General features: G+C 48.0%; 21 protein-coding genes. 10 read left to right on the plus strand and 11 right to left on the minus strand.

Going from position 1 to position 23,406, the window contains the following annotated elements:
• Positions 1 to 60 precede the first annotated feature (60 nt).
• Positions 61 to 1,524, plus strand: coding sequence for an RtcB family protein (locus HALTADL_RS00945; RefSeq protein ID WP_089671569.1), 1,464 nt, complete (start codon positions 61 to 63; stop codon positions 1,522 to 1,524).
• Positions 1,525 to 1,539: 15 nt separating this feature from the next.
• Here HALTADL_RS00945 and HALTADL_RS00950 read toward each other — a convergent pair whose 3' ends face one another.
• Both HALTADL_RS00950 and HALTADL_RS00955 read right to left on the minus strand, forming a co-directional pair.
• A complete protein-coding gene (locus tag HALTADL_RS00950; protein ID WP_162551643.1) occupies positions 1,540 to 2,643 on the minus strand; it encodes a lysylphosphatidylglycerol synthase transmembrane domain-containing protein in 1,104 nt (367 codons plus the stop codon).
• A 111-nt stretch (positions 2,644 to 2,754) separates the two neighbouring features.
• Entirely contained in the window at positions 2,755 to 4,107 is a 1,353-nt protein-coding gene (locus tag HALTADL_RS00955) for a sulfatase (protein WP_089671571.1), read from the minus strand.
• 112 nt (positions 4,108 to 4,219) lie between these two features.
• On the opposite strand from HALTADL_RS00955, the gene HALTADL_RS00960 reads away from it, so the two are divergent.
• Both HALTADL_RS00960 and HALTADL_RS00965 read left to right on the plus strand, forming a co-directional pair.
• Positions 4,220 to 5,200, plus strand: a complete 981-nt coding sequence (locus HALTADL_RS00960; protein ID WP_089671572.1) for a hypothetical protein — start codon at positions 4,220 to 4,222, stop codon at positions 5,198 to 5,200.
• A 63-nt stretch (positions 5,201 to 5,263) separates the two neighbouring features.
• Complete coding sequence (locus tag HALTADL_RS00965; RefSeq protein WP_089671573.1) at positions 5,264 to 6,337, plus strand: glycosyltransferase; 1,074 nt, start codon at positions 5,264 to 5,266, stop codon at positions 6,335 to 6,337.
• 12 nt (positions 6,338 to 6,349) lie between these two features.
• On the opposite strand, the gene HALTADL_RS00970 is transcribed toward HALTADL_RS00965, so the two are convergent.
• The 6 genes from HALTADL_RS00970 to HALTADL_RS00990 all read right to left on the minus strand — a co-directional run bounded on the left by HALTADL_RS00970 (position 6,350) and on the right by HALTADL_RS00990 (position 11,587).
• Entirely contained in the window at positions 6,350 to 6,727 is a 378-nt protein-coding gene (locus tag HALTADL_RS00970; protein WP_089671574.1) for a hypothetical protein, read from the minus strand.
• Between the two features lie 846 nt (positions 6,728 to 7,573).
• Positions 7,574 to 8,119, minus strand: a complete 546-nt coding sequence (locus HALTADL_RS00975) for a type II toxin-antitoxin system CcdA family antitoxin (RefSeq protein WP_089671576.1) — start codon at positions 8,117 to 8,119, stop codon at positions 7,574 to 7,576.
• A 168-nt stretch (positions 8,120 to 8,287) separates the two neighbouring features.
• On the minus strand, positions 8,288 to 8,455 hold the full coding sequence (locus tag HALTADL_RS17945) for a DUF6884 domain-containing protein (RefSeq protein WP_343123816.1): 168 nt from the start codon (positions 8,453 to 8,455) through the stop codon (positions 8,288 to 8,290).
• Entirely contained in the window at positions 8,445 to 9,848 is a 1,404-nt protein-coding gene (locus HALTADL_RS00980; protein WP_089671577.1) for an HNH endonuclease, read from the minus strand. Before HALTADL_RS00980 ends, HALTADL_RS17945 begins: the two co-directional genes overlap by 11 nt.
• A gap of 193 nt (positions 9,849 to 10,041) precedes the next feature.
• Complete coding sequence (locus HALTADL_RS00985) at positions 10,042 to 11,067, minus strand: hypothetical protein (protein WP_089671578.1); 1,026 nt, start codon at positions 11,065 to 11,067, stop codon at positions 10,042 to 10,044.
• A gap of 166 nt (positions 11,068 to 11,233) precedes the next feature.
• Positions 11,234 to 11,587, minus strand: a complete 354-nt coding sequence (locus HALTADL_RS00990) for a hypothetical protein (RefSeq protein WP_089671579.1) — start codon at positions 11,585 to 11,587, stop codon at positions 11,234 to 11,236.
• A gap of 132 nt (positions 11,588 to 11,719) precedes the next feature.
• Between HALTADL_RS00990 and HALTADL_RS17085 the strand changes: the two genes are divergently transcribed.
• The gene (locus HALTADL_RS17085; protein ID WP_143054120.1) at positions 11,720 to 12,784 is read left to right on the plus strand and encodes a hypothetical protein; all 1,065 of its coding nucleotides are present in this window, start codon (positions 11,720 to 11,722) and stop codon (positions 12,782 to 12,784) included.
• Between the two features lie 43 nt (positions 12,785 to 12,827).
• The gene (locus HALTADL_RS01000; RefSeq protein ID WP_089671581.1) at positions 12,828 to 13,964 is read left to right on the plus strand and encodes a hypothetical protein; all 1,137 of its coding nucleotides are present in this window, start codon (positions 12,828 to 12,830) and stop codon (positions 13,962 to 13,964) included.
• A gap of 210 nt (positions 13,965 to 14,174) precedes the next feature.
• On the opposite strand, the gene HALTADL_RS17970 is transcribed toward HALTADL_RS01000, so the two are convergent.
• Positions 14,175 to 14,534: a recombinase family protein gene (locus HALTADL_RS17970; RefSeq protein WP_089671582.1), complete on the minus strand. Its 360-nt coding sequence runs from the start codon at positions 14,532 to 14,534 to the stop codon at positions 14,175 to 14,177.
• A gap of 1,097 nt (positions 14,535 to 15,631) precedes the next feature.
• Between HALTADL_RS17970 and HALTADL_RS01010 the strand changes: the two genes are divergently transcribed.
• The 4 genes from HALTADL_RS01010 (at position 15,632) to HALTADL_RS01025 (ending at position 20,264) form a co-directional block, all read left to right on the plus strand.
• Positions 15,632 to 16,030, plus strand: coding sequence for a hypothetical protein (locus HALTADL_RS01010; protein ID WP_089671583.1), 399 nt, complete (start codon positions 15,632 to 15,634; stop codon positions 16,028 to 16,030).
• 492 nt (positions 16,031 to 16,522) lie between these two features.
• Positions 16,523 to 17,074, plus strand: a complete 552-nt coding sequence (locus HALTADL_RS01015) for a DUF262 domain-containing protein (RefSeq protein ID WP_089671584.1) — start codon at positions 16,523 to 16,525, stop codon at positions 17,072 to 17,074.
• A gap of 127 nt (positions 17,075 to 17,201) precedes the next feature.
• Positions 17,202 to 18,914, plus strand: coding sequence for a hypothetical protein (locus tag HALTADL_RS17090; protein ID WP_143054121.1), 1,713 nt, complete (start codon positions 17,202 to 17,204; stop codon positions 18,912 to 18,914).
• Positions 18,915 to 19,001: 87 nt separating this feature from the next.
• Complete coding sequence (locus HALTADL_RS01025) at positions 19,002 to 20,264, plus strand: HNH endonuclease family protein (RefSeq protein ID WP_089671586.1); 1,263 nt, start codon at positions 19,002 to 19,004, stop codon at positions 20,262 to 20,264.
• Positions 20,265 to 20,535: 271 nt separating this feature from the next.
• On the opposite strand, the gene HALTADL_RS01035 is transcribed toward HALTADL_RS01025, so the two are convergent.
• Both HALTADL_RS01035 and HALTADL_RS01040 read right to left on the minus strand, forming a co-directional pair.
• Positions 20,536 to 21,327 carry a hypothetical protein gene (locus tag HALTADL_RS01035; protein ID WP_089671588.1) on the minus strand — a complete coding sequence of 264 codons (792 nt, stop codon included), beginning with the start codon at positions 21,325 to 21,327 and terminating at the stop codon, positions 20,536 to 20,538.
• 102 nt (positions 21,328 to 21,429) lie between these two features.
• On the minus strand, positions 21,430 to 21,771 hold the full coding sequence (locus HALTADL_RS01040; RefSeq protein WP_143054122.1) for a helix-turn-helix domain-containing protein: 342 nt from the start codon (positions 21,769 to 21,771) through the stop codon (positions 21,430 to 21,432).
• 141 nt (positions 21,772 to 21,912) lie between these two features.
• Here HALTADL_RS01040 and HALTADL_RS01045 point away from each other — a divergent pair, with 141 nt between their 5' ends.
• Complete coding sequence (locus tag HALTADL_RS01045; protein WP_089671590.1) at positions 21,913 to 23,307, plus strand: DNA methyltransferase; 1,395 nt, start codon at positions 21,913 to 21,915, stop codon at positions 23,305 to 23,307.
• The last annotated feature ends 99 nt before the right edge of the window (positions 23,308 to 23,406 follow it).

The following is a 23,406-nucleotide window of genomic DNA, read 5'->3' on the forward strand; positions in this document are numbered from 1 at the left end:
CGGTCGATCGTCGCGGCGGCGGACGCAATCCTCTTTCACCTTCGCCGCAGATATTCAGGTATGACAACGACACGCGAGTTCCAGGGGATTACGCTGGAACGACTTCGGGAACACGTCTGGGAGATCCCCCAAGAGGAGCCAATGGGCGTCCCTGCGCGCGTCCTCGCCAGCGAGGAGCTGCTTGAACAGATCGGCGACGACAAAACACTCCAACAACTGAAAAACGCCACCCAGCTCCCCGGCATGCAAAAATACGCCCTCTGTATGCCCGACGGCCACCAAGGCTACGGGTTCCCGGTCGGCGGCGTCGGCGCTATTGACGCCGAAACCGGCTGTATCTCGCCCGGAGCTGTTGGCTTCGACATCAACTGTGGCGTCCGAATGATCCGGACGAACCTCACCTACGACGATTTGAAAGGCACGGAGCGTGAGCTTGTCAACTCCCTGTTCGAAAACATCCCCTCCGGGCTCGGCGGCGGTGGCATCGTCCAGACCGACGTCGACACGGTCGACGAAGTCCTCGAACGCGGCCTCGACTGGGCCGTCGAGGAAGGGTATGCGACCCGCGAAGACATGCTCCACTGCGAGGACGAGGGTCGTAGGCCGGATGCTGTGGCCGACTACGTCTCCGAGAAAGCGAAAAACCGCGGCCGAAACCAACTCGGCAGCCTCGGTTCAGGGAATCATTTCCTCGAAGTCCAGCGCGTCACCGACATTTATCAGGCTGACGTGGCCGACGCCTTCGGGCTCCAGCCCGACCAGATCGTCGTCCTGATCCACTGTGGGAGCCGCGGTTTGGGCCATCAGGTCTGTTCGGACTACGTCCGCCGAATTGAACAGAAACACGGCGACTTCCTCAAATCGCTTCCGGATAAGGATCTGGCCGCCGCACCAGCGAAAAGCCAACTTGCGGCCGAATACTACGGCGCAATGGGTGCGGCAATCAACTTCGCGTGGGTCAACCGCCAACTCATCACCCACCAGACGCGGCGGGTCTTCGAGCGCGTGTTCGACCGCGACTGGCAAGACATGGAGATGGAACTGCTGTACGATGTTGCTCACAACATCGCCAAGAAAGAGCCACACGACGTCGACGGCGACACCCGCGAGCTCTACGTCCACCGTAAGGGCGCAACGCGGGCGTTCCCCGCGGGCCGTGAGGAGGTGCCGCGAGCCTACCGCGACGTTGGCCAGCCAGTGATCATTCCGGGGTCGATGGGCGCGGGCAGCTACGTGCTTCGCGGTGGGGCCGAATCCATGAACGAGACGTTTGGGTCGACGGCCCACGGCGCGGGCCGGACGATGAGTCGAACGCAGGCAAAAAAGGACTACAGGGGCGAGACTGTCCAGAACGACCTCGAAGAACGAAATCAGATCTACGTCAAAGCCCAAAGCGGCGCAACGATTGCCGAGGAGGCTCCCGGCGTCTACAAGGACGTCGACGAAGTGGTTCGGGTCTCCGAAGAACTCGGAATTGGCGATGCAGTCGCTCGGACGTTCCCGGTCTGTAATATCAAAGGCTAACTCGCGGTCGACCGATCACTCTCGGTTGGCAGTGGTCTCGTTGTCGTGGAGGGTGTGGTCGTCGCTCTCGATATTCTCGCCATCCTCGTCGACCGTCTCGTCCGTCTCAGCGCTATTCAACGTGAGCATCGCGATATATCCGACGACGAGTCCGGGCCAGTAGGTCGTCAGTCGGAAGAGAACGGCGGCGGTCAGCGCAGTCGCCAGTCGAACCGAGTAGAAGATCGTCATCAACCCCGAGAAGGCGGCCTCGTAGGTGCCCGACCCGCCGGGCGTCGGCGACAGCGTGGCAATCGTCGACAGGGTGACGATGAAGTAGATCGGAACGAACCGCGGTTCGATTCCCATCGAGAGGAATACGAAGTACAGCGAGATGATCTGGGCGACGATTGCGAGATGTGAGATCAAGACGGTCTCCAGCAGGAAGATTCGGTCGTTGCCTGCCTCGTGAAATATGGTTTCGACTTCGAGGATGCTCTCCCGAATCGACTCGAACAGCCTCTCACCCCGCCCGATTCGGCGTTCGATCCAGTCGACGACGCCGATTACAGTGCCGCCAAGCGTCTTGGTGTCGGACCACAGCAGATACGCACCGATACCGCCCACCGTCAGGATGACCGCGGCGATCACACCAATCCGAAACAGGAACTCACTCAGCGTCGTGATCACCGAGAGATAGAGAATCCCACCGAGTGTGAACGTAAAAAACGGGGCGGCGTTGATGATGTCCGACGACACCACCGAGGTCAGCGCCCGCTCGTAGTCGGTGCCGGTCGACTCCGAGATGATATAGGCCATGATCGGCTCGCCGCCGAACTGTCCCAGCGGGGTAATCGAGTTCAGAAAATGCCCCGTGAGGAACATGCGAATCGTCTGGGAGACGGTTGCGGGAATCCCCAACTTGTCGAAAAACCGGTGCCAGACCCACGCCCAGACGAGGAGTGACGAAAAGCCGACGCCGAGTGCCACCAAAAACAGCGAAAGATCAGCGTCTCGAAGGGAGACCAGAAACTCCCCGAGGTCCGCAAAGTAGAGCAGAATGACGAACAGCAGCCCAGTGACTCCGTACCAGAGCCACTCTCGTCTCGTCAAGCCATCTCGTAGGGATCGGTCAATCACGTTTTGTCTCCATGCTATGGATCGGGTTCTCAGGGGAGGGTTCTGCCCTCACATATAAGATGTCTTTGTTACTACCTACAGATCACTGCACAATCATGTCTCACTTCTGTGTCAGCGGTAGCCCAAGGCTTCGAGCCGCTCTTCTACCGCCTCGTCGGCGTCAGGTCCGCTCTCGCTACCGTCTCCAACATCAACCTCGCCGATCTCGTCGACGGCCTGCTTGAGATCGGCCGGAACCGGGACCGTCTCGCCCGTGTCGAGATCGGTCGCCTCGTAGCGTGAGTTGCCGTCCTCACCGGTTGATTTGACGACTTTCGTCCCGTCGCGCGTGACGTATCGCTGCTGTCTGTAGTAGTCGTCCCACTCCGCGCTTGGAATGTAACCGGTGAAGTTCTCGGGGAACTCGTAGCCACCTCTAACGGTCTCCTGAAACACCTCGGGCCGCGTCGACTCGATGCCTGCGTAGTAGGGAATGAGGTCGTGGAGTGCCCGTAGCTCTATCGGCCGCGGTTCTCGCCCAGGTTCTATATCTGGATGTGCGACCATCAACACCGGATGAATAACCGACTCAGCCACGGTAAACTGGTGACCAAAGACGCCGTCTTCGCCCAACGCTTGGCCGTGGTCCGACAGCAACACCACGACGGTATCCTCGCTGAGATCGTTGGTATCGAGCGCATCAGTAATTCGGCCCACGAGATCGTCGGTGTAGTCGACCGATGCGTCGTACATCTTTTCGAGTTCCCCGAAGTCGATATCATCCTTCGTGAACATGTCTTTCTGCCGATGGGGAACAGCCGACTCATCGGTCACTCCGTGTTTGTCGACGTACTCCTGCGGGGGATGATACGGCTCGTGGGGCTCCATCAGATTCACATAGCAGAAGAAGTTCTCCTCGGGGTTCCGCTCGGCGAGATACTGCTCGACGGCCCCAACGGTCTCCTCGGATTTACAGGAGTCATCGATGCCGAACAGTTGGAAGGTCCGGTCGATCTGTCGACCGAGGATTCGCTTGGGGAGCGTGCCGAGTTTGTCGTACAGTTTGGTCGAGAGTTTGGCGATCCGTCGACTGAGCGAGTTGTCGGCCGCGAGAAAATTCTCGACGGTGTCGAAGCCGTCGGTCATCCCTTTGTGTGGCGTGATCCAGACGTTCGGGGTGATCGCGCTGGTGGTGTATCCGGCGTCGCTGAGCGCCGAAATAAACGTCTCGTGATCCCCGGTGGCGTAGCTTCGCGCGTGGGTCGTGCCATGGTCCCACGGATACAGTCCAGTGAACATCGATGCGTGGGACGGCAGCGTCCACGGCGCTTGTGTGGTGGCGTTCTCGAAGACGACCGATCTGTCGGCGACCGCCTGAATGTGCTCAGTGAAGTCGACGTCCTCGTTGTACGCCGAGACCCGGTCCGTACGCAAGGAGTCCAAAACGAGGAAGACGACGTTTTTTCGGCCCGAAACAGCGTCCATATAGTATTCTCTACAGTAGCACGCAGTTAGTAACCGTGGTTCAGTTTCAGTGACTGGGCTCCTACGCGTAGTTTATAAGCACGCATCCGATGAGCAAAGACAAGAGCCGTCTATGAGTCCGAAAGTTGCGATTGTCTACTGGTGTGACGGGGCCGGCCACGCAGCCAGAAGTATTCCAGTCGCCAAGGAGTTGGAATCTCGGGGCGTCGACGTCGTCATCGGCGGCGGCGGCCAAGGCGAGAAATTCGTCTCGATGAACGGCTTCGACCAGCCGCCGTTCACCAAGGTCTCGGTCGCGGGCAGCACACCACGGGCGTTTCTCGAACACACCCTATTCGATCTTATCCCCTCCGCAGTGCGACGGTTTCGGGAGATCTACCGCTGGCTGAAAACCGAGGAGCCGGAGACGCTTGTCACCGACGACATCTTTGCGATGTTCGCCGCCGTGCTGTTGGGCATCGACTTTTACCGCATCGACCATCTGACGACGGATCTCTTTGGCCCAGTATGGGGCACACCGCTCAAAATCTATAACGCGGTCTCACTCCAGTTCAGCGACGGGATCATTGTCACTTCGCTGTGGGAAGACGAACCCGATCCCCCCGGAATCACGCGCGTCGGACCACTCGCTCAGGAGGGTGACGCCGAGGAAGGTGAAGCCAACGCCGAGTCGACCATCGAGCCCTACGATGTGCTGCTCAATCCGGGCACCCACGGCGAGGATTTCGACGAAATCCGGCGTCGCTTGGAGCGAATGGGGTACGATGTGCGAACTGTGGGCGACGACGAGTGGGAGACCAAACCCACGATGACGCCCTACACTGCGGCAGCGGATGTCGTCGTCTGTACCGGCTTTTCCTCGATTGCCGATACCGTCGTTGCGGGCACGCCCTGTGTCATCTATCCGTTCTTACCGTTCCAGAAGGCGATTGCCGACAGGGCCGACACGATGGGGATCGAGGGGATCTCAAAAGCTACCTCAGTCGAGCACGTCATCGACCGGGTGGTTGAGTACTGTGGGTCGGACGTCCAGCCCAGCTACGACAACGGTGCTCCGGCGTTCGTCGACCGTGTGTTGGCCGACAGAGAGTAGCGCTGGGGACGCAGGTCAGGACAGATGATATAAGGAAGTCGACACAGAAGGGAAAAACAATAAATGAAAATCGGGTTTTTCACCGATAGCTACTTTCCCGGTATCGATGGGGTAACGTACACGATCAAGGCGTGGCGACAGCGGCTCGAAGCCCGCGGCCACGAGGTGTACGTCATCTACCCCGACAGTAGCTACAGCCCCAGTCAACACGAAATCCCCGTTCGCTCGCTCCCCAACCCCTTCTACAGCCAGTACCGACTCCCAATCTACACCCCGCTCTCGAAGCTGCCGGAGCTCGATATCGTCCACTGTCACGGCCCGGCGACGACCGGCCTGTTGGGTCGACGCTACGCGAAGAAACACGACGTTAAATCGGTGTATACCCACCATACGCCAATCGAGGACTACCTGATCGGCGCGCTCAAGTTCGAATCGCTCTCCCAGCTGGTGGGTGATCTGTATGTCGCCTACGAGAATCGGTTCCTCCAGTCGTTCGACTGCGTGACCGCCTCGACCTCCCGCATCCGGCGGAACGTCGACCATCGCCAACTCCCGGTCGGCATCGAGATGGACGTCTTCGAGCCACAAGCGGGCACGATGTTCGACGGCGAGCGACCGGTGATCGGCTACACTGGTCGCATGAACGAGAAGAAGAATATCGACGAAATCCTTCGGCTGGCTGAAGCCTGTCCGGAGTATCGGTTCGTTCTCGGTGGCGAAGGACCGGCGAAGGCCAAACTCGAACGCATGGCTCCGGACAACGTGGAGTTTCGGGAGTTCCTGCCGCGCGATAGGCTGCCGAACTACTACTCTTCAATAGACGTCTTCATTACGGCGTCGACCTGCGACACGCTGGGGTTGTCGACGCTCGAAGCCAACGCCTGCGGCACCCCGGTTGTGGCGGCCGACGTCCCACCGTTCGAGACGACCATCGGCGAGCAGAACGGGGCTCGGTTCGAATACGGCAACGTCGACGACATGCAGCGTGCGGTTAGGGACTGCCTAACGACCCAGCGGGACACGAGAGCAGCCGTCGAACAGTTCTCGGTCGAACACACAATCGATCAACTCGAAGCAATTTATGGGGTCGACGACACCGACGAGCAACCGAGCCGCGTCGCGACCCCAGCGCCGTAAGCGCCTGCTTGGTCACCAGAACCCGCCACTCGGACCGGATGGTCCACTTGGACCGCTCGGCCCGCGCGTCGACTGCGGTCCTTCGTCGGCGATCTCGACACGCTCGCTCGGCTTGCGGGGATCGAGTTCTTCGCCGTCCTCGAATTTGACGAAACTGAGATAGAACGACTCGCCGCAGCCCTCGCTTTCCTCATCTTTTAACAGACCGTCCTCGCCGCAGGTGAAGGCGACGCCGTCGACGTCCTCGCGGTCCTCGAACGGTTCGTCGGGCGAGACGTAGGCCCAGCCCTCGAACGGGAACGGCGTCACCGCTTTGTCCGCGAGGTAGCCCTCGCGCTGGAGTTCGACGAGCGCCTCGCAGTGTGGACAGTAATATGTTACTCCGTACATACAATTAACATAAAGCCGTAATACAATAATGCTTGTCCTCAGCCTTGCGCATTCGATTGAATCTCCTAACTAAAAAGTCTCTGTAGCACAAGGTGGCGGTACCCGAATACACGATTATTTGAACAGGAGTGGTACAGTAATCCAAGGCCATATAGACAAAATCTCCATATCAGACCCTGTGTCCAGATAAAATATATGTAAATCTCCGGATAAATTCATTAGGTTGTAACATAAATATAGATGTATGGTATCACAGCCAAGAACTGCACTGAACAAGGTTCGGATTGATGAGAGGCAGATGTCCACTGAGCAACTTCGGAAACTGTTCTATCGTATCAATATAGGTGATGTGCTAGGATTCACCACAGACCACTATTGTCTCTACGCAGGCTACGAAGTATTCACACAAAAACGGTCGCCTGAGAGCCAATTCCCTCGCCACATCATTGCAGAGAACTCCGGTGGAGCGACATACCGATTCACGGATACAGGAGAGCGAATCAAGATATATCATATCAGCCCTACGGATGGGCAGCCTGTCTCAACAGGGGAGGTACAGCATGTCGAAATTCTTGAGTATGCGGACCATCCGCTACATTAAGCGTCGTCATCTTTATCTGCGGTCTCGGAGTCGCCAGTCGTCGGGGTTGTATTCAAGCAGACCTAGCCTATCAGGTATACCTTTCCCCGCAACGTAGCGGAGGTCTACTCTATAGACATAGCCCAGTGCACTAACGGCCTTAGGGGCTGCGTCTACCCCTTATTGTGAGTTTTAATTTGGTCTTGGAATCGGGAAGTGGTGGCTTCTTCAATTCTCACTTCGTCTGTTTCTTTCGAACAGCGAACCTATGCGCGTCCCCGAATGAGGTCAACTAATAGTTGGGCTCGTTCGGTATCTTTGATTCTGCGAACGGTCTCACTGGGCGAATACTTCTCTTTGTAATCCAGAATACCATTTCCATGCTGTCTTGACACAGCATCTTCCAAGTCAAGAACCGCTTCCCATCGGACTGGGAGGTGCCACTCAGGGACCCTTGGGTCAATTTTTTCATCTTCGTTTTGGATTTCTTGACCATTGAATGGGCCGACTACACGACCGGTTGCGCAGTACCCTTTTCGGTTGACGTATGCGATGAGTTGGTCACCAATCGACGGCTCCTCTAACTGACTTCCCCATTGGTCATAATCCCCATACGCTGCAGCAACACCTTGGTAAAGTGCTTCTGTTCCGTCCTCTCCTTCCGGGAAATGCTGCTTATTTGTGTTCCAAATATAACACTGAGATTTATCTAATTTGTGTCTCAGCGCCTTATTACAGACTTGAGATATGTTTATTCCCTCTTCTTTTGCTTGCTCGTGTATATTGTCGTCAAGGTTGATTGTTGTTCTCATCTACTATATTCGATGGTCTACAATAAATTAAAACTTATGCATAGCAGAAGCATTAGTGCATAATTATGGCCCAAGTGTGTTCACCTATTGATTTCCCTATTATCAGAATAACAATCTTAAATTGGTGAAATTAATCAAAACTTATCGTAGGGGTAGATAGAATTTGTATCACGATTGTGTAAGGCGTTTGGCTGAGTGTATACTCCACTCATCGTGATTCTGTTCAGCATAGGCACCCATCTTTTCAAAATACGGAGAGGTGTAGAGATACCTCGGAGAAGCTGACTCATCTCGCTTGGTCTTCACGCAACTGACGAGGCCAATTTCAGTCATCATGGAATCCGTTGAGTTGGCGATGTTCTGCAAGGAACATTGGATGAGGTTTCACAGCATCTTCGTTAGGAAGTCGCATCTTATTCTCTCCCAGTTCTTTAAATTCATCATAGCCGTTTCGTTCTGGTTCCTCTTTCACTAATATCTTGTACTCATCCGAGATTGAAAGCCATCCTGTGTCGAAGGCCCAATGATGAAGTTTGCAAAGTGATATTCCGTTTCTAACATCATCGCTTCCGCCTTCCTTTTTTGGGTAGATATGAGCGGCCTCTGTCTCGGGATTTCCTTTAGGGGTTTCTCTCTGACTTCCACAGAAGACGCACTGGGAATCGTAGGCCTCTCTCACCAATCGTGCGAAGGCAGAATCTCTCGCCCTCCGCCGACTCACCGTATATAATTCCTCGTCCTCTGTGAGTTGTGGCGGGGAATCAACTACCTTCTCCAAAGCCGACTTCTCTTCCTCTATCTCGTCCTCAGTCGGTTCTCGTTCGACATTGAAGATAGCAGCTTGGAGTGAACCATGCTCCTGCCTCAAGCGGGCTAACCTCTCATTGGCGACTCGGGTGAATCCTTGGACGACTTCCCTCCCCTCGTAGCCTAACCAGTCCCACACTTGTTCGACGGAAGGAACGTCAGTGGTGACTTCATCGAGGATGTAGATATGGCGACTCTCTGGCTGACTCCAAATGAGAGCGCCTACGTCGGAGTTGTCGAAGGTGCGTTGCACGCGAGCACCCAATATGAAATCTCCGCCGTGGTAGAAGAGAATGTAGTCACCAGCCTCCATCTTCTCGATAGCGGCCTGCTTCTTTGCGGAGTCTGTCTCAGTCGTCCCCCAAATCCGTAGTTCTTCATAGCCTACCAACTGTGGAGGTACTTCCTCATATCCGCTTAGGTTGTGAGGATTTTCGACGGAATTTCTAAATCGCATTCGCCACTCTTGGCTGACAGGAATCAGGTAGAGGCCATTTGAAGAAAAGTCCTCTCTATACTCCATTATATAAGCTAAAATGTTTCTCTCATCCTGCTCTCTAAACTCGTAGTCAATCACATCGACGAGGCCTTGATATTCCCATCCGTCATCTCTCGCTCTCTTATAAAAGAAGTAAATAGGAATGTCGGTACTGATGGCGTCGATGAGGGTGGAGTTGCCAGGAGACTTCTTATTTTGGTCACCACTCAACCCTTCCCCGATGTACTCGAATCGCCCTTGCGTTACCGAATCGCTGTACGGCCCATTTTCGTTTGCAAAGAGGAGGATATAGCGCCTATCCTGTTCGTCGCGTCTTGGATTGATTCCGGAGATTCGATAGCCGAAACCAGTGTTGAACGCAGATTCAATTTCCTCCTGAGTGTAATTGTGGCTGATTTCTATGCCTTCAGGTGGTTCCTTCATCCTTGTTTGAGACTAATACTTTCTCGATTTATAATAGCTCTCCCATCGACGTCAGAATCTTCTCACTGTGGGCATATATTGTATATTACTAATGTCGGATGTTAATCGTTCAATAAACAAAATTGACTGCAATCTGGAGATGCACCTTATCGGATTGGGTTCGCTATTCAGACCCTACATAACGTAAACCCGACTACCTAAACAGGCTACTTGTCCCAGTTCTGCCCCCTGTAACTGTGGTGAGGAAGCCGTGGGCTCGTGAGGAAATTTCCGACAGGGCTGGGATATCCCCCTCTTCGGCTATATCGCTAAGGTCAATATTCTTCCGTAGTTCCGTCTCACCCTTTGTAAGGGAGATGGTTTCGTCGGAATTATTCTTCTCGATAGTGACCTTGACGTTGTTGTACGAGACGCCGTCTATCGTCTCGAATGCAGTCTCCGACTCGTTGTGCCAAGCTTCTAGTTCGTCAACGATGAGGTTCATATCGTCACCGCCCTCTGGCCGGAATTCGATTGCCTGCTTCATCTCTTCTTGGTCGAAGACTGAGTCAAAGTCAGAATGAAGCTGGTCTGGAGACCCGTCCTTCTCTAGTCGAAGCCGAGAAGTTCGGTCGGCTTCACGCATCTTGGGAAAGATGTCCTCAGTTTTGACGGGGTCCATCTTGACATTGATATCGTTAGAATAGTTGTCCCAGACCCACTTACGAAGCGTAACATGGAACGGCTCTTTTATACCGTATCGGCGGGACCGCTCAAGAAGAAGGTATCTTGTCGTAGTGCTTTCTGGTGGGATATACAACAAGAAGTAGAGGGGTTTCTCTTCAGCGTCATCGAAATCGCGCTCACCTTCTCTTCGCTCACCGCTCTGCCTATTGGTGAGATTTCGCTTGACACCATAATTGCCAAGAAAGAGATTCCCTTCGACAATCAGCTCAGACGATTTCCACTCTGAGCTTACTGCTAACGTTTTGTTTGACATCCGCTCAAATGTTTCACCCAAGTCCTCAAGGTCCGATTCATACTGCCGACAGAACTCACAGAACAGTTCAATGAATGAGTTGACGTTTGTGACTTGGTCCTGATTGTTCAAGTCACTGAGACGGCTCTGGTAGGTCGTATCGTACTGCTGGAAATCTCGCAAATCCCAGAGGTCGTCTTCGCTGGTTTTTCTAGGTGGATGTACCTGTACAGTGTACGGAATGAGTTTCGTGGCAGCCATGGTATTCTGTCTCCGATGTGTTTCGTTGGGAGACAAGTGATGTTACGCAGACATTCATATAAAACATAACGGTGGCGAGGTGAAAGTGAAATAAAGACCGAGAAACAACCGCAAAGAAGAGCTACGCCCTATTCTGTAGCTTTTGGGCATTCGAGAGAGAGTATATCTAAGTTCCGGGAGGTGTCCCAGGAACGAAGTCTTGCACGCGTCCCTCCTCTAAACTCCGACTGAAGAAAGAGTTCATCTTCTCTCGTAGAGTCTCTTTCCGAGAATCAACCCGAAGGCCGTACGCTTTCGTTTCACCGACTTTGAGGTCTCGCCAACTCTCTGGCTTTGGCTCGTTAAGTGGTACGAGGAGACTCCCAGTAGAATCAACTTCGCCTTCGATTAACAGCTCACCCCGAATGATACCGGCGTCTTCCTCAATGAGTTCCATTTCGAGGACGACAATCGAGTCTTTGAATCCCTCATCGTCCTCCCGTTCATTAAGCATCAGTTCTTTCGCTCGTTCCTTATCCATTGTCAGATGTTGCAGTGAATCGTGGATAAGTCCTTGTTGTTCGGGTTATAGTGGGGACGATTCTCTATCTTTGATGGAACTGTCCTATGTATGAAGATTGATAGCCTGATAACGTGACCTCGCAAGTAGTCAATGGTCCATAGTGCCAAGGAATTCATGCGGGAGGCCGTCCCGGTTGCAAAGCTACTGCGCTCAATTAACGATAGCTTCTATGGTGCGTATGAATTTGATAAACATGACTATGCAGAAGGCGGAATCGCGGCAGATGATGGTGAGGGGGCTCCTCGTGAAAAATGGGGTTTAGACCTTTCAAAAAAGAGTACACCACGTGGTACGTGGGGGGATAGTTTGATTGATGTTCAGAACCATGTATTGTATCATGTCGTTTCAAACGCTATTCGACACGAACAAGAATTAGACAACTTTTTTGAAGACGTCCGGCCCGTCTCTCAAATCCAACAAGTTCGAGATAACCTTTCTAATGCATGGCGTGACGAGTTTGCACTGAACGACCCCATCAGTGGTTCTGCGGCGGACCGAATGCGAACGACAGAATGGCGGATTTCGATGGCGTATTATGCGATTTTCAAATCTCATAGCGCTTTAATGCGAACACAGTTTGACGAAATAACAGATGGGTCTCCCCATTCTGGAATGTGGATGAAGCATCGTTCGGAATTCATGGAAGTGTTGGGAAACAAACTGTACGTATTTCCGTTTATGTTCTTTCCACGAGATTGTGGCCCTCATTCAAGTAAATGGTTTGATTGGACTGTCCCATATCCTATCCAAGATGAGTTCTACGAAGACCAGCAGGACACACTTCAGAGTATTGCTAAGAACTCATTGTCTACAATACACCCCCAAGCCTCAGAAATCACTTGGGAAGATAATCAACATATCATTACTTTCTACGACCTACTGCTGGTGCTTCGTCATTGGGCAAATTATCAGAATGGAGGTATATTTAGCCGACTCTATGGTGAAGGATATATCAAATCAATTGACGAAGCTCTTCGACTTATCACATTTACTGGAATGACAATTGCTGAAGTCGGAATCATAATGGCACGGGGATTAGATGTGGTTGAGTTTGAGTATAATTGGTACCGTCAAAGCTGTGAGGAAGGTGTCTCTGATGCTCTTCACCTTATCGAACGAAGAATGAGTGTATATCAACAGGCGTTTGATTCATAGTCAACATCATTATACAGACTCATACTCTGTCTCCATTCATCAAATGTCATCAGACAACCGAAATGCAAGCGAAAAAGCGATTGAGGATGTACTGGCCAAATATCCCAATATAACTGAATCTGTGCTCAACTATCAGCCAGATTCGCTCACCTTCCTAGCTCGCCAGCAATCGGTCAAGGTTGGTCGGACAGACCTCTTGTTCCTGTCTGGAGACGAATTGCTTCTTATTGAATTGAAAGCTGAGTCCGCTACCCAGGCTCACGTAGAGCAGCTTGAGGAGTACCGCGACCATTACGAGCAGGTCGTAATCGGCGAGAAGTATCCTTCAGCATCAAATTTAGTACCGATTCTACTGGCACCTGAAATATCTGACCGTATTCGCTCTGCGTGTAGCAACCGAGGCCTGAGAGCTGTAGATTTTGATATTGGCGATGTTCTACAACAGTTTGAGAATCAGCTCTTCACTGGCCACGCGATGTTTGAGAACAAGCCGGTGAGTACCGGAGTAGCGTCACTTCATCTGATTAGTGGCCTCATTGGATTCCTTGGTGAATCTGATGTACCGAAAACTAAGAACGACTGTGTAAACAATCTCGAACGAATCGCAAAGAGGCCTAGTTGGAATCATCCAGACGCCCGGATGGGACAATTCATTCGGTTAGGTATTCGCCTTAATCTTATTCAACAGATAGGAAAGCCACCTCTTACACAAGTGAGCCAGCTCAGAGTATCTCACGATGACAAACTGCTCCTAACCGAGCGAGGACAAACCTATTACCAAGAGATGCTAGACGGGCCAGAACGGGTTCCCCCACTCAGCGTCTCACAGGCAGATGTTATCACTGAGTTGCTCTACGAACGGCCCTTTTATTCAGATGTCACTACTGGTATGGTCGTCTTCCTTGATACTGTCTATGACCTTTCGCGCTCGTCAGACCGAGTGAGTTCAGACGCTCTCGAAGAGTGGTATCCAAAAAAATCTGGTCGGAGCTGGAGTGGGGAATCTCCAAGTTCGTTGGTTGATTGGTATGGGAACTACTTGGACGAGATTGGCCTAATTAGCAAGGTCAGTCTAACTGGAGGAAATGGATATTATCACCATCTCACGCCGGAGGGTGCTAGGATGCTCTCATATTTGCAGGTAGACATTGGTAAAGAAATGATTCGAGCACAACAATAATCATTTTGAAACTGATAAATCATACAACTTGCGTCGTTCATTGTCTTCCAGAATCCGCTTAATAGTGGTTCTTGAAGTGTTCAACATGTGTGCTCCTTTCGATTGACTCAACTCACCACTATCAATCAAATCGAGAACCCCACAGATACGGTCAAAATCATCGGTCGGATACAGGTCTCCACTATTTTTTGAGAATCCTAACGGAGACCGTCACCATTTGTACCCATTGGCCCTCATCTGCCTGATAGACTCCTTGGTTCGTTGCTGAGTTATTTTGGCTTCGAGCTCAGCAAATACTCCGAGCATCTGCAACATAGCTCTTTGATAAGGGTAGTTGGTTCGTGGGTCGTACTTAATAGATTCTCTGATGAAGTACAATGCAGTTTCATTCTCTTCGTATACATGGACGAAATCGCTAAAGTCTCGAATCGAACGAGCGACACGAGATACAGAGGTCGTGATTACTGAGTGTATATTTTCTTTTTTAATATCATCTCGTAATCTGTTATACTCTTCCCCGTCCAACGGTGCTTGTCCCCGTATATATGTCAGCATACTCTCGTTGGTCATGCTCAGGAAATTCGCTTTCTATGAATTCGATTACTTCTGAACGGTGATTCTCTGGCTGTTGGTCTTCAGTTGATACGCGGACATAGGTGGCGACAATTCTCTCTTTGTTCTTTATTTGTTCTATACCTAAAGTACAGGGTGAATTATATTTAAAAGACGCGCTTTTCGTACAGTGAGAAAGACACCCGTATGAAAACAGTCCATAGAGTACCGGTAGTGTTAGTTTATTTGCCAATACCAGATTTCTGTAAGTACCTAATTTACAAACTAACTTATTTCCACTAGATTTGTTTAACTATACACTCGTATCTACTACAAATCTAAAATAAAATCATTATACTTAAGTAGTTAACCAGTATATGTCTATATGTGATATCAAAAATAATGAAATCATCCTTCAAACTGCTCAAGCTAAAAAATGAAATCGAAGAAGAGGACTGGTGAAACCAGGATAGCCCATTAGAACAAAACCTACCTCTACCACCGCAGTCCCCCACTGCATTCGGCCCCCACCGCAGTCCCCCACTGCATTCGGCCCCCACCGCAGTCCCCCACTGCATTCGGCCCCCACCGCAGTCCCCCACTGCATTCGGCCCCCACCGCATTCGGCCTCCACCGCAGTTGCCCCCGCTGCATTCGGCCTCCACCGCAGTTGCCCCCGCTGCATTCGGCCTCCACCGCAGTTGCCCCCGCTGCATTCGGCCCTCACCTCAGTCAGCTCCAATAAATTACACTCGTGCAAAAATTGGAGCAGAATGAAACTGTATTCAACCCTGCAGATGGCAATTACAGAGTCTGATTCCGCACTATGCCAATATAGGGCGACTTAAAACTAATATTCTAATAATAACGGTTGAAACAATCTCAATAAATTGTTTTTATTGTATTTACACCGAAACCTTTATATTAATACTTTCTTTATGATATTATATGCTAAGAAAATATACGAGTCGAGAAATGGTAGAGGTTTCAGAAAAAATTGTAGAACAGTTCGGCAGCTTGTTGCACGTTAGTGTAGCTTCTTCAAAATCAGAAGCGTATGTTGCAGATGGTTGTCCTCGCTCTGCAGAAGCATATTCTAATGGAGGTGAGCAATAATGAGTACTTTTGAAGACACACAAAATGACTGCGAGATTACGGTAATCATGAACAAGTACGATTTTAAAAACGATAATGAGTATCTTTTCTTATCACCTGATGAAGCAACGTTCGATATAATAACTGAGCTCCTGTACAATGCTGGGAGCGACTTTATTGCTATTGACCAAGGTACATTCTCGCAAAACAAATGTCACATCTTATATCATGTGCCCGTTGGTGCTGATGTAGGTAGGTTTGAGACGCATACTGAGAAGGCTGAAATGTTTGAGAGTGTGATAACCTATAATCAGAAATACTCTCTCCAACTGACTGAAATTGAAAATAGAGATACAAATAACCGACTCGTATTGTACGATGAAGAAGAGCAGAATGAAATAAGGAGGAAGAATGACTGAAGCCAACTCTGGAACAGGTTCTACGAACCAGATTAGAGTCTCTCCAATCTGCCAAGCAAAAGGGTGCGAAACAACAGCAACACACGCAATCTCAAGCCAAAATGGACACCCCAATGGTGAATGGAAACTCTGTTGGGGTCACTTTGACGAGGTCGATGGAAGAGACCCATGGTATGACGAAGACCGACAATGGACTCTACGAAAACTCTACTATCGGTGTCCAGACGGGGGACGAATCTCACATAATCTCATTCTAAAATATAAAAGTAAAGGTGGGTATCCTTGTTCCTGTGGTGAGAGGCATCCTCCGCAGATAATACAATAAATTCGAGCTTACTCCCTGCTTTCCAGTGTATAATCCAATCTATCTATTGACTGGTCTTAACCAACAAAATACATGGAACGTTGGTTAATAGAATGCGAGTTGAACTTCGTTAGTCGTAATTCATAGTATACAGGGTTTATATATTGTTGCTACTTGGATAGTATATAATGCCGACATCAGGTTTCAATCTTTCAGCCGACGATTACGACATCAATGAGATACTACAAGGGTCTCATCAGATTCGTGTTCCAGATTATCAGAGGGAGTATTCATGGTCGAAAGACCAGTGGGCAGAGTTATGGGATGATGTGTATGCTCTTACCCGTGAGAGAGATAATCACTTCTTAGGTTCGATAGTTGTAATCAATAACAAGAGTGAAGACATCAAAACGTTGGAGCTTGTGGATGGCCAACAAAGACTGACGACTATCTCAATTTTACTCTGCGTTATTAGAGACCGATTTGAGGCTGAAGATGACGATGATTATTCTAATTTACCTGAATTGGTTAACAGCAACTTCTTACAAATAAAGAATCCAACCACAGGAGAGACCCATAATAAATTGAAATTGAATAAGTTCCATAATGATGATTTCAAACGTGTTTTAGATGGGAACTTTGACCTTATTGACGATTCGGAAATCAAGGATGCTTATGAATATTATGCGAATAGAATAGTCAAAACCTTATATTCGGAGAAAAACTTAGTATCGATGTAACTTCAGATATAGGGTAATATAAGACTCTTTATTGTACAAATTAAAACACATTTTGTATATAAATATTATTTACTTATAGTTAAAACGATATCATAACACTTATTAATAAATAAAATAAAGTACAAGTATGAACCGAAGAGAACTACTTACGTCCCTTGGTGTTGGTACGGTGACCGCTCTTGCTGGATGTATGGGCGGTAATTCAGATGCAGAACCTATGGGGGGCGAAGAGTCCACTAGTTATGATGACCTCTCCGAAGAAAAGCAGGAAGAACTGCTTAATGAAGAATTAGATGAAGTGTATAATCAGCGTGTGGAAGATGGTTCCTTGATTAAAGGACATAATCTTGATGTTGCGAGCGTAGACACAATTACGGATAACAGTGTAACTATCGAAACGACAATTAGCCTAAACCCAATCGAGGACTATAATATCACGGTTCACTATAATCCTGTAACGGCTAATGATAATGGGGAATGGGTCTTCAAGAATTCTACAGACCCAGTTTATGGACAAGATGCAGAATATGATTCTGAAACAGATACATGGATTCCATCAAATCAGGATGCAACGAAGACACTTCAGTATGATTTCAAAAACACAGAAGTCGGAGAACATGTTTCTTCACTGACGGTTCCAAGCGAAGCATATTGGAATGAAGATGTTACGGTGGGAGAAGAACGTATCAATAACCGAGCATTTTACCGACAAGATATCTATAGTCATGGATGGAGTCGTGTAAACGAATTCTCACTCGAAAGTCCACCAGAAATGTATGAAACATTCGTTTATACACTTACATGGGAAGATGAGAATACGGACAGCCCTCGTGGTGGAGAAGTAATCGCTAATACAGCACCGATGCTTCGCGTTGGTGAAGATGATTATATTTACCTACGAACACACAATGGAAATTTCATTATCAACCCTAATTGGGATAGTAAGGGTTTCATCCGAAACGACAATCGAGATTACAAAATGAGCGATATCTATCGAGATAATATTGATAAATCGGGGGACTCGTTTGATGCTCACATCACCCGATTATCGAACTATGGGCGTTTCAGTCCGCGAATTCGCAATGAATTTGCAGATGCTAATTCTGTAAAGGTAGCAAGTGCTCAGGGTCCAGAATACTTTGATGCTCACCTTCAGTACCCATGGACTGTATCATACGAAATTGACCGTTCTACATTTGAAGAAGCTCAGAAAACGGCTGCTTCGTATAAAGTTGGAGGAAAACAGACCAACGATGTAAAGGCTCTTGTGAATGCTCCAGAAGTAATGAACCATGATGTCGTTCAGGAAGTTGCATCTAAACTCGGTGATGTTTGTGAGATGATGAATGCTACGCATCCATCTGAACAACTTCGTGTTGTTGCTGACTTTGTTCAGTATTTCTCACACACTTCGGAAGATGCTCTCCCATTTGGTCGTCCAAGTAACCTACTACCCGGAACAGCACATCCTGTAGCAACTCTAGCACGAGGGCTTGGGGACTGTAAGGATTATACGGTTCTTGGTAATGCGATTCTACAGCAGGAGCCGTTCAACATGAATCCTGATGTAATCTGTATCCCAGAGGTTTACCAATATATCGCAGAGGAAGGTGATGTGAATGCTGTGGGTCACGTTACGACAGCAGTTCCATCATCTGAACTTGGACTCGATGAACTGTCAATTGATAATGTTGGTGAACCACTCGGTGGAACGTTGGGTACTTTAGATATTGACGGTGTTGAGTATTCATACATTGAAATGTCTGGCCCATTCGATGTTGGTTTCGTTAGTAGTCAATGGATGGACTTCAGTGAGTTGGTTCATATCGATAATGTGTAAAAATTAGTTCAATTTTTACATTTAAACTATCAATTTGTTATTTTGGACTATCACAACAATTTAATAGTTTAAAATGTATTATCTATTATGGATGATGATTTAAAAAAATATATAATTGATATTATTGAACCTCACAAGATTGAGAAAGTACGTGAAATTTATAATGAGCTAGTCAATTCAATTTACCTAGTTCAGATTGAGTGTGGTAGTGAAGTTTCTGCATTCCGGCTTTTCGAGAGCTTGAACGATAAAGGGCTTGACCTCAGTGCTGTTGACTTGGTGAAGAATCGAGTGTTTATGGAAGCCAATCAAAATGATTCTATTGATGAAGAGAGAGTGAAGGCCCTCTGGGAAGATATAATGACTATCATTCGTCCTGAAATTAACCAGATGTATCGGTTCTTCACTCACTACTATATGTCCATACCTTCTCCCGAAATCAAAGATAACGTTTCCAAAAACAAACTCTATGACTATGTTGATGAGCTTCTATCTGGTGAATTAGCGAACAATGGTATTTCTCTTGAAGAGATGCTAGAGGATATGCGTACAAAAGCTGAAGTGTATGTTGATATCAAAAACTGTGAAGTCAGTGAGAATTTCCAGAAGAGTAGGATTCAGGAACTCAACTCAAAACTACGTTCAACGCAGATTAAGAATGACCGGATTCGAACTCTCTTACTGAAGATTGTCATTGAGTATGAGAGTGCTGATGAGGTTCTTGAAGCTCTCAACATCTTAGAGATATTGAATACACGAGATAAGATTGCAGGACGAGATTCGAACACTAGTCGTGATAGATTCTGGTCTAAAATATGTTCTAAGATGAATCAACATGATAATCCGAATATGTACTTACGACGGATTGCAGAACAACGGTCACCAAATAATACGATAATGAAGGAGCGGATTATTAATCGAGATTTCAAAAACAACGACTTTACGAAATACATTCTTGATAGAATTGAAGAAGAACACTATATGCGTTCTAGTGGGAATGAAAAATCGGTTGCTAATAGAGATACGGTAGATATTGAGCATATTGCTCCACAACGGATTGGTGCTGACAAATATGATGAATGGGAAAAATACCTTAACTGTACTAAAGAGGAATTCCAAGAGTACAAAAAGAGGATTGGGAATCTTACTCTGCTAAACGATAGTCTAAATCAAACTGCGTCAGATAATCCATTTGAACAAAAACGTCAAATTTACAAACATAAAACAGACTTCCTCATGACTCAAGCTGTTGCTGAAGAATACGATGAGTGGAGAATTGAACAAATTAAACACCGTAGTGAAAAGATGGCAGATATAATCTGTGAGGTTTGGAATATGGATAACGTTTGAACAAACAGATTATTGATTAATAGAACGGTGGTCGAACTTCTTCCTTAGTGACCTCCAGCACGACACTGAATTCGTCAAGCGCAACTTCATAGACTCTATCTTGGCGTGAGAGTACCATCCCATGCTCTCCGTGAAATCTGAAATCTGAATCTCTCACATCAGGTATGTCTATACGTACGCGGTCGGCCAAGCGGTACTGTTGCATACGCCAACGTGGATTCGGTTTCGTATTTCAATATGTGGAGTAATGATTATCCAGGACTCTACTATCCTAGAAACTATTTAGAGTTGAATCCGTAGATTTAGCTTCGAATTCATACTTCCAAACACGCTCTGTGCTCAGCTTGTCTTCGCCGTCTTCTTGGTATACGTCGAATTCGAATAGGTAGAAGTAACCGTTCTCGTCCACTTTGACAGCGATTGTCTCGACAGAGTTTGGATAGTCTGATTTATTCTCAATTCCACGCGTGTTGCGAATCAGTTGATTCCGATTCAGTGTTTCACCCTCTCCTTTGGCTTCAACAGTGATTGCATGATGTTCCTCATACTCATCAACACCTACGTATAGGTCATCCAGTTCAGCTTCACGTCCATTGACTCTCATTCGAAGGTGACTCTGGAGATGGTACGCCTCCAGCCCAGTGAAGTCTTCGAGCAAACCTGCATATCGAACTTGGGTTAGTGCTCCCTGTTCGTCCTGTCCGATGTAGTCTCGAACAGGTTTTGGAAGAGCTGCTGTAGTTGTGGTATAGATTTCATCAACATCATCATCACTTGGAACAGGAATTAGTTGGTCCTGCTTGGTGAACATATACGTCGGGTCTGAGCCTTCGCGCGTGTCATCGATGATTACTGCTGTATACCCATATTCTGCGATTTCATCAGGGAGTGGACGACGGCTCCGATATGCGTACGGAATGTCTGGAACGTTGCCTACACTAATGTCAAGCTCGTCCATTGCGTCTTCAATATCGCTACGACGGAACGGTAGTTCTTCTTCAGTTCCATACTCCTCAGCCTTCTTCTCAAATACCCGTTTAATCACAGGTTCATACTTTGCCATGCAACCAGACAGTCACACAGATGAGAATTAAACATGTCTTTGATTTTATATATTCGAAGACTACTAACAGATATCTTTGAAGAAACTCGATATACTAAAAAATCAGAATTTAGCTACACCAGCATCTTCGAAGCTGAAGTGGTAATCGTCTGGAACCAATTCAAACCGGAGTGTTTTGCCGTCTTCAGGGATATAGAATTCTTTCCTTGGCCTGTTACCGGGGCCGCGCACATTTTTAGATTTTAACAGTCCCACATTCTCAAGCTGATTGAGATTGTTCACGATGCTTTCTGGCGTAATATCGAAATCACCAGTCTTAGCTAACTTAGGAGCCGAAATTGCATTACTCTCTGTTGCTTTCATCAAGAGTCTAAGCCGTACTTCTGAACTCAGAACCTTATGCAGCTTTTCTTGATGAGCTAGATTTTGTTCTTCTTCAGACACAGTAGCGACTCATAATAGAAGTATAAAATAGCTTCCTTAAAACGAAGATACTATGAATCTATACGTTATTTGTCTTTGTAGAATCTCGATGGAAGAATCGAATTATATCAAAGATAGTAACCGTAAATCCTACTCGGAACTATGAATACAGTCAGAGACAACGAGGTAGATAAGTTGAAGCACCAGAGCAATATCGGGCGGCTTGATGATGTTAGTATCCACAGTTGGTACAGATTCGTCTATGCGTATTCTGATAGAGTAATTACTGGGTTGGCTGATGAATTTGGAATCACACAAGATGACCTGATTTTAGACCCATTTAATGGAACAGGCACAACTACGCTAGCGGCCAAGAAATTAGGTATCGATGCTATTGGAACAGATACTAGTCCTGCAAGCGTTCTCTCTGCTCGAACTAAGACTAATTGGGATGTAGACCTTGACGAGTTCAGGAAAAGACGTAAGGAGCTTCTTGATACTCTTGAACCGATATTTAGTCAAATTGGTTCAGGAGAGAACAAAACATTAGGTGACTTTTCCAGCAGTGAAGAAGAGAATGAAATTTCTCTTGAAAAATATGATTTCACAGAGCCGAAGAAAACGCCGAAAGGTTGGCTCAGTGAAAAGCCGCTGAAGAAGATGAAGGTCATGAAATACCACATCGAGGAGATGCCCGATAATGATGTGACTGACCTCTTCAAATTGGCTATGATTGCTATTCTTCCAGAGGATGTCGGTAACGTTCGGTTTGGACCAGAAGCTACGCGTGACCGGAAACAAGAGGGTGATAAAGATGTCCTCCTGTATTTCGAACAGAAGCTCCGGCAAATGGAGGATGACTTAGAGAAAGTCCAACAGACCACCAATAAGGATGATGTCGTTGTTGGTGATGTTGAAATTATTCGTGGAGATGCGAGGCAAATTGGAGACCAGCTTCGAGAAGAATCTACTCTACTGAATAGTGAGAAACACGAAGGTGAGATTGACTATTTAATCACATCTCCACCGTATCCAGCAGAACATGATTACACTCGGAATCAGCGTCTTGAACTAATCTGGTTGAACGCTGCTGACGATAACAAAGACCTTCAGAAAATCAAGAAGGCGAATATCCGTTCACACACTAAGAATATCTACGTAGCTGATAATGAAGGTGAGCAAGTCAATATTCGAGAAAATGAGCACGTAGATGAAATCGCGTCTAAGATGGAGCAGTATATTATCGATGAGGATATTTCACATGGATTTGGAAATTACTATCCTCGTGTCGTCGAAGAGTATTTTGCAGGAATGCAACATCACTTCGAGCAGGTTTACGACATCATGTCACCGGGTGGAAAGGCGGCCTATGTTGTAGGTGACTCTGGTTCATATTGGCAGTTCGAGATTCCGACTGCGAAAATTCTCAAAGAACTTGCTGAAGAACGAGTCGGATTTGTTAATGCTGAAATCAAGCTCTGGAGAAACATGGCCGCAACCACAGCAGACTACGACGATGTTAAGGAAAATATTCTTGTTCTGAGTAAACCAGAATAGCTGTTGGTATTGTTAGAAACGAGCGGTACGGGTTTTGTATTAATGGTTAATACTTTCTCACACTCAATCATACAGTATCATTCTCAATCTTGATTTATA

The sequence above is a fragment of the Halohasta litchfieldiae genome (assembly GCF_002788215.1).
GTDB lineage: Archaea > Halobacteriota > Halobacteria > Halobacteriales > Haloferacaceae > Halohasta > Halohasta litchfieldiae.

Bases quoted from the DNA above. Each gene is read 5' to 3' on its own strand.
- HALTADL_RS00945 (WP_089671569.1), top strand. From the start codon at position 61: ATGACAACGACACGCGAGTTCCAGGGGATTACGCTGGAACGACTTCGG.
- HALTADL_RS00955 (WP_089671571.1), bottom strand. From the start codon at position 4,107: ATGGACGCTGTTTCGGGCCGAAAAAACGTCGTCTTCCTCGTTTTGGAC.
- HALTADL_RS00960 (WP_089671572.1), top strand. From the start codon at position 4,220: ATGAGTCCGAAAGTTGCGATTGTCTACTGGTGTGACGGGGCCGGCCAC.
- HALTADL_RS00965 (WP_089671573.1), top strand. From the start codon at position 5,264: ATGAAAATCGGGTTTTTCACCGATAGCTACTTTCCCGGTATCGATGGG.
- HALTADL_RS00970 (WP_089671574.1), bottom strand. From the start codon at position 6,727: ATGTACGGAGTAACATATTACTGTCCACACTGCGAGGCGCTCGTCGAA.
- HALTADL_RS00975 (WP_089671576.1), bottom strand. From the start codon at position 8,119: ATGAGAACAACAATCAACCTTGACGACAATATACACGAGCAAGCAAAA.
- HALTADL_RS17945 (WP_343123816.1), bottom strand. From the start codon at position 8,455: ATGATGACTGAAATTGGCCTCGTCAGTTGCGTGAAGACCAAGCGAGAT.
- HALTADL_RS00980 (WP_089671577.1), bottom strand. From the start codon at position 9,848: ATGAAGGAACCACCTGAAGGCATAGAAATCAGCCACAATTACACTCAG.
- HALTADL_RS00985 (WP_089671578.1), bottom strand. From the start codon at position 11,067: ATGGCTGCCACGAAACTCATTCCGTACACTGTACAGGTACATCCACCT.
- HALTADL_RS00990 (WP_089671579.1), bottom strand. From the start codon at position 11,587: ATGGATAAGGAACGAGCGAAAGAACTGATGCTTAATGAACGGGAGGAC.
- HALTADL_RS17085 (WP_143054120.1), top strand. From the start codon at position 11,720: ATGGTCCATAGTGCCAAGGAATTCATGCGGGAGGCCGTCCCGGTTGCA.
- HALTADL_RS01000 (WP_089671581.1), top strand. From the start codon at position 12,828: ATGTCATCAGACAACCGAAATGCAAGCGAAAAAGCGATTGAGGATGTA.
- HALTADL_RS17970 (WP_089671582.1), bottom strand. From the start codon at position 14,534: ATGACCAACGAGAGTATGCTGACATATATACGGGGACAAGCACCGTTG.
- HALTADL_RS01010 (WP_089671583.1), top strand. From the start codon at position 15,632: ATGAGTACTTTTGAAGACACACAAAATGACTGCGAGATTACGGTAATC.
- HALTADL_RS01015 (WP_089671584.1), top strand. From the start codon at position 16,523: ATGCCGACATCAGGTTTCAATCTTTCAGCCGACGATTACGACATCAAT.
- HALTADL_RS17090 (WP_143054121.1), top strand. From the start codon at position 17,202: ATGAACCGAAGAGAACTACTTACGTCCCTTGGTGTTGGTACGGTGACC.
- HALTADL_RS01025 (WP_089671586.1), top strand. From the start codon at position 19,002: ATGGATGATGATTTAAAAAAATATATAATTGATATTATTGAACCTCAC.
- HALTADL_RS01035 (WP_089671588.1), bottom strand. From the start codon at position 21,327: ATGGCAAAGTATGAACCTGTGATTAAACGGGTATTTGAGAAGAAGGCT.
- HALTADL_RS01045 (WP_089671590.1), top strand. From the start codon at position 21,913: ATGAATACAGTCAGAGACAACGAGGTAGATAAGTTGAAGCACCAGAGC.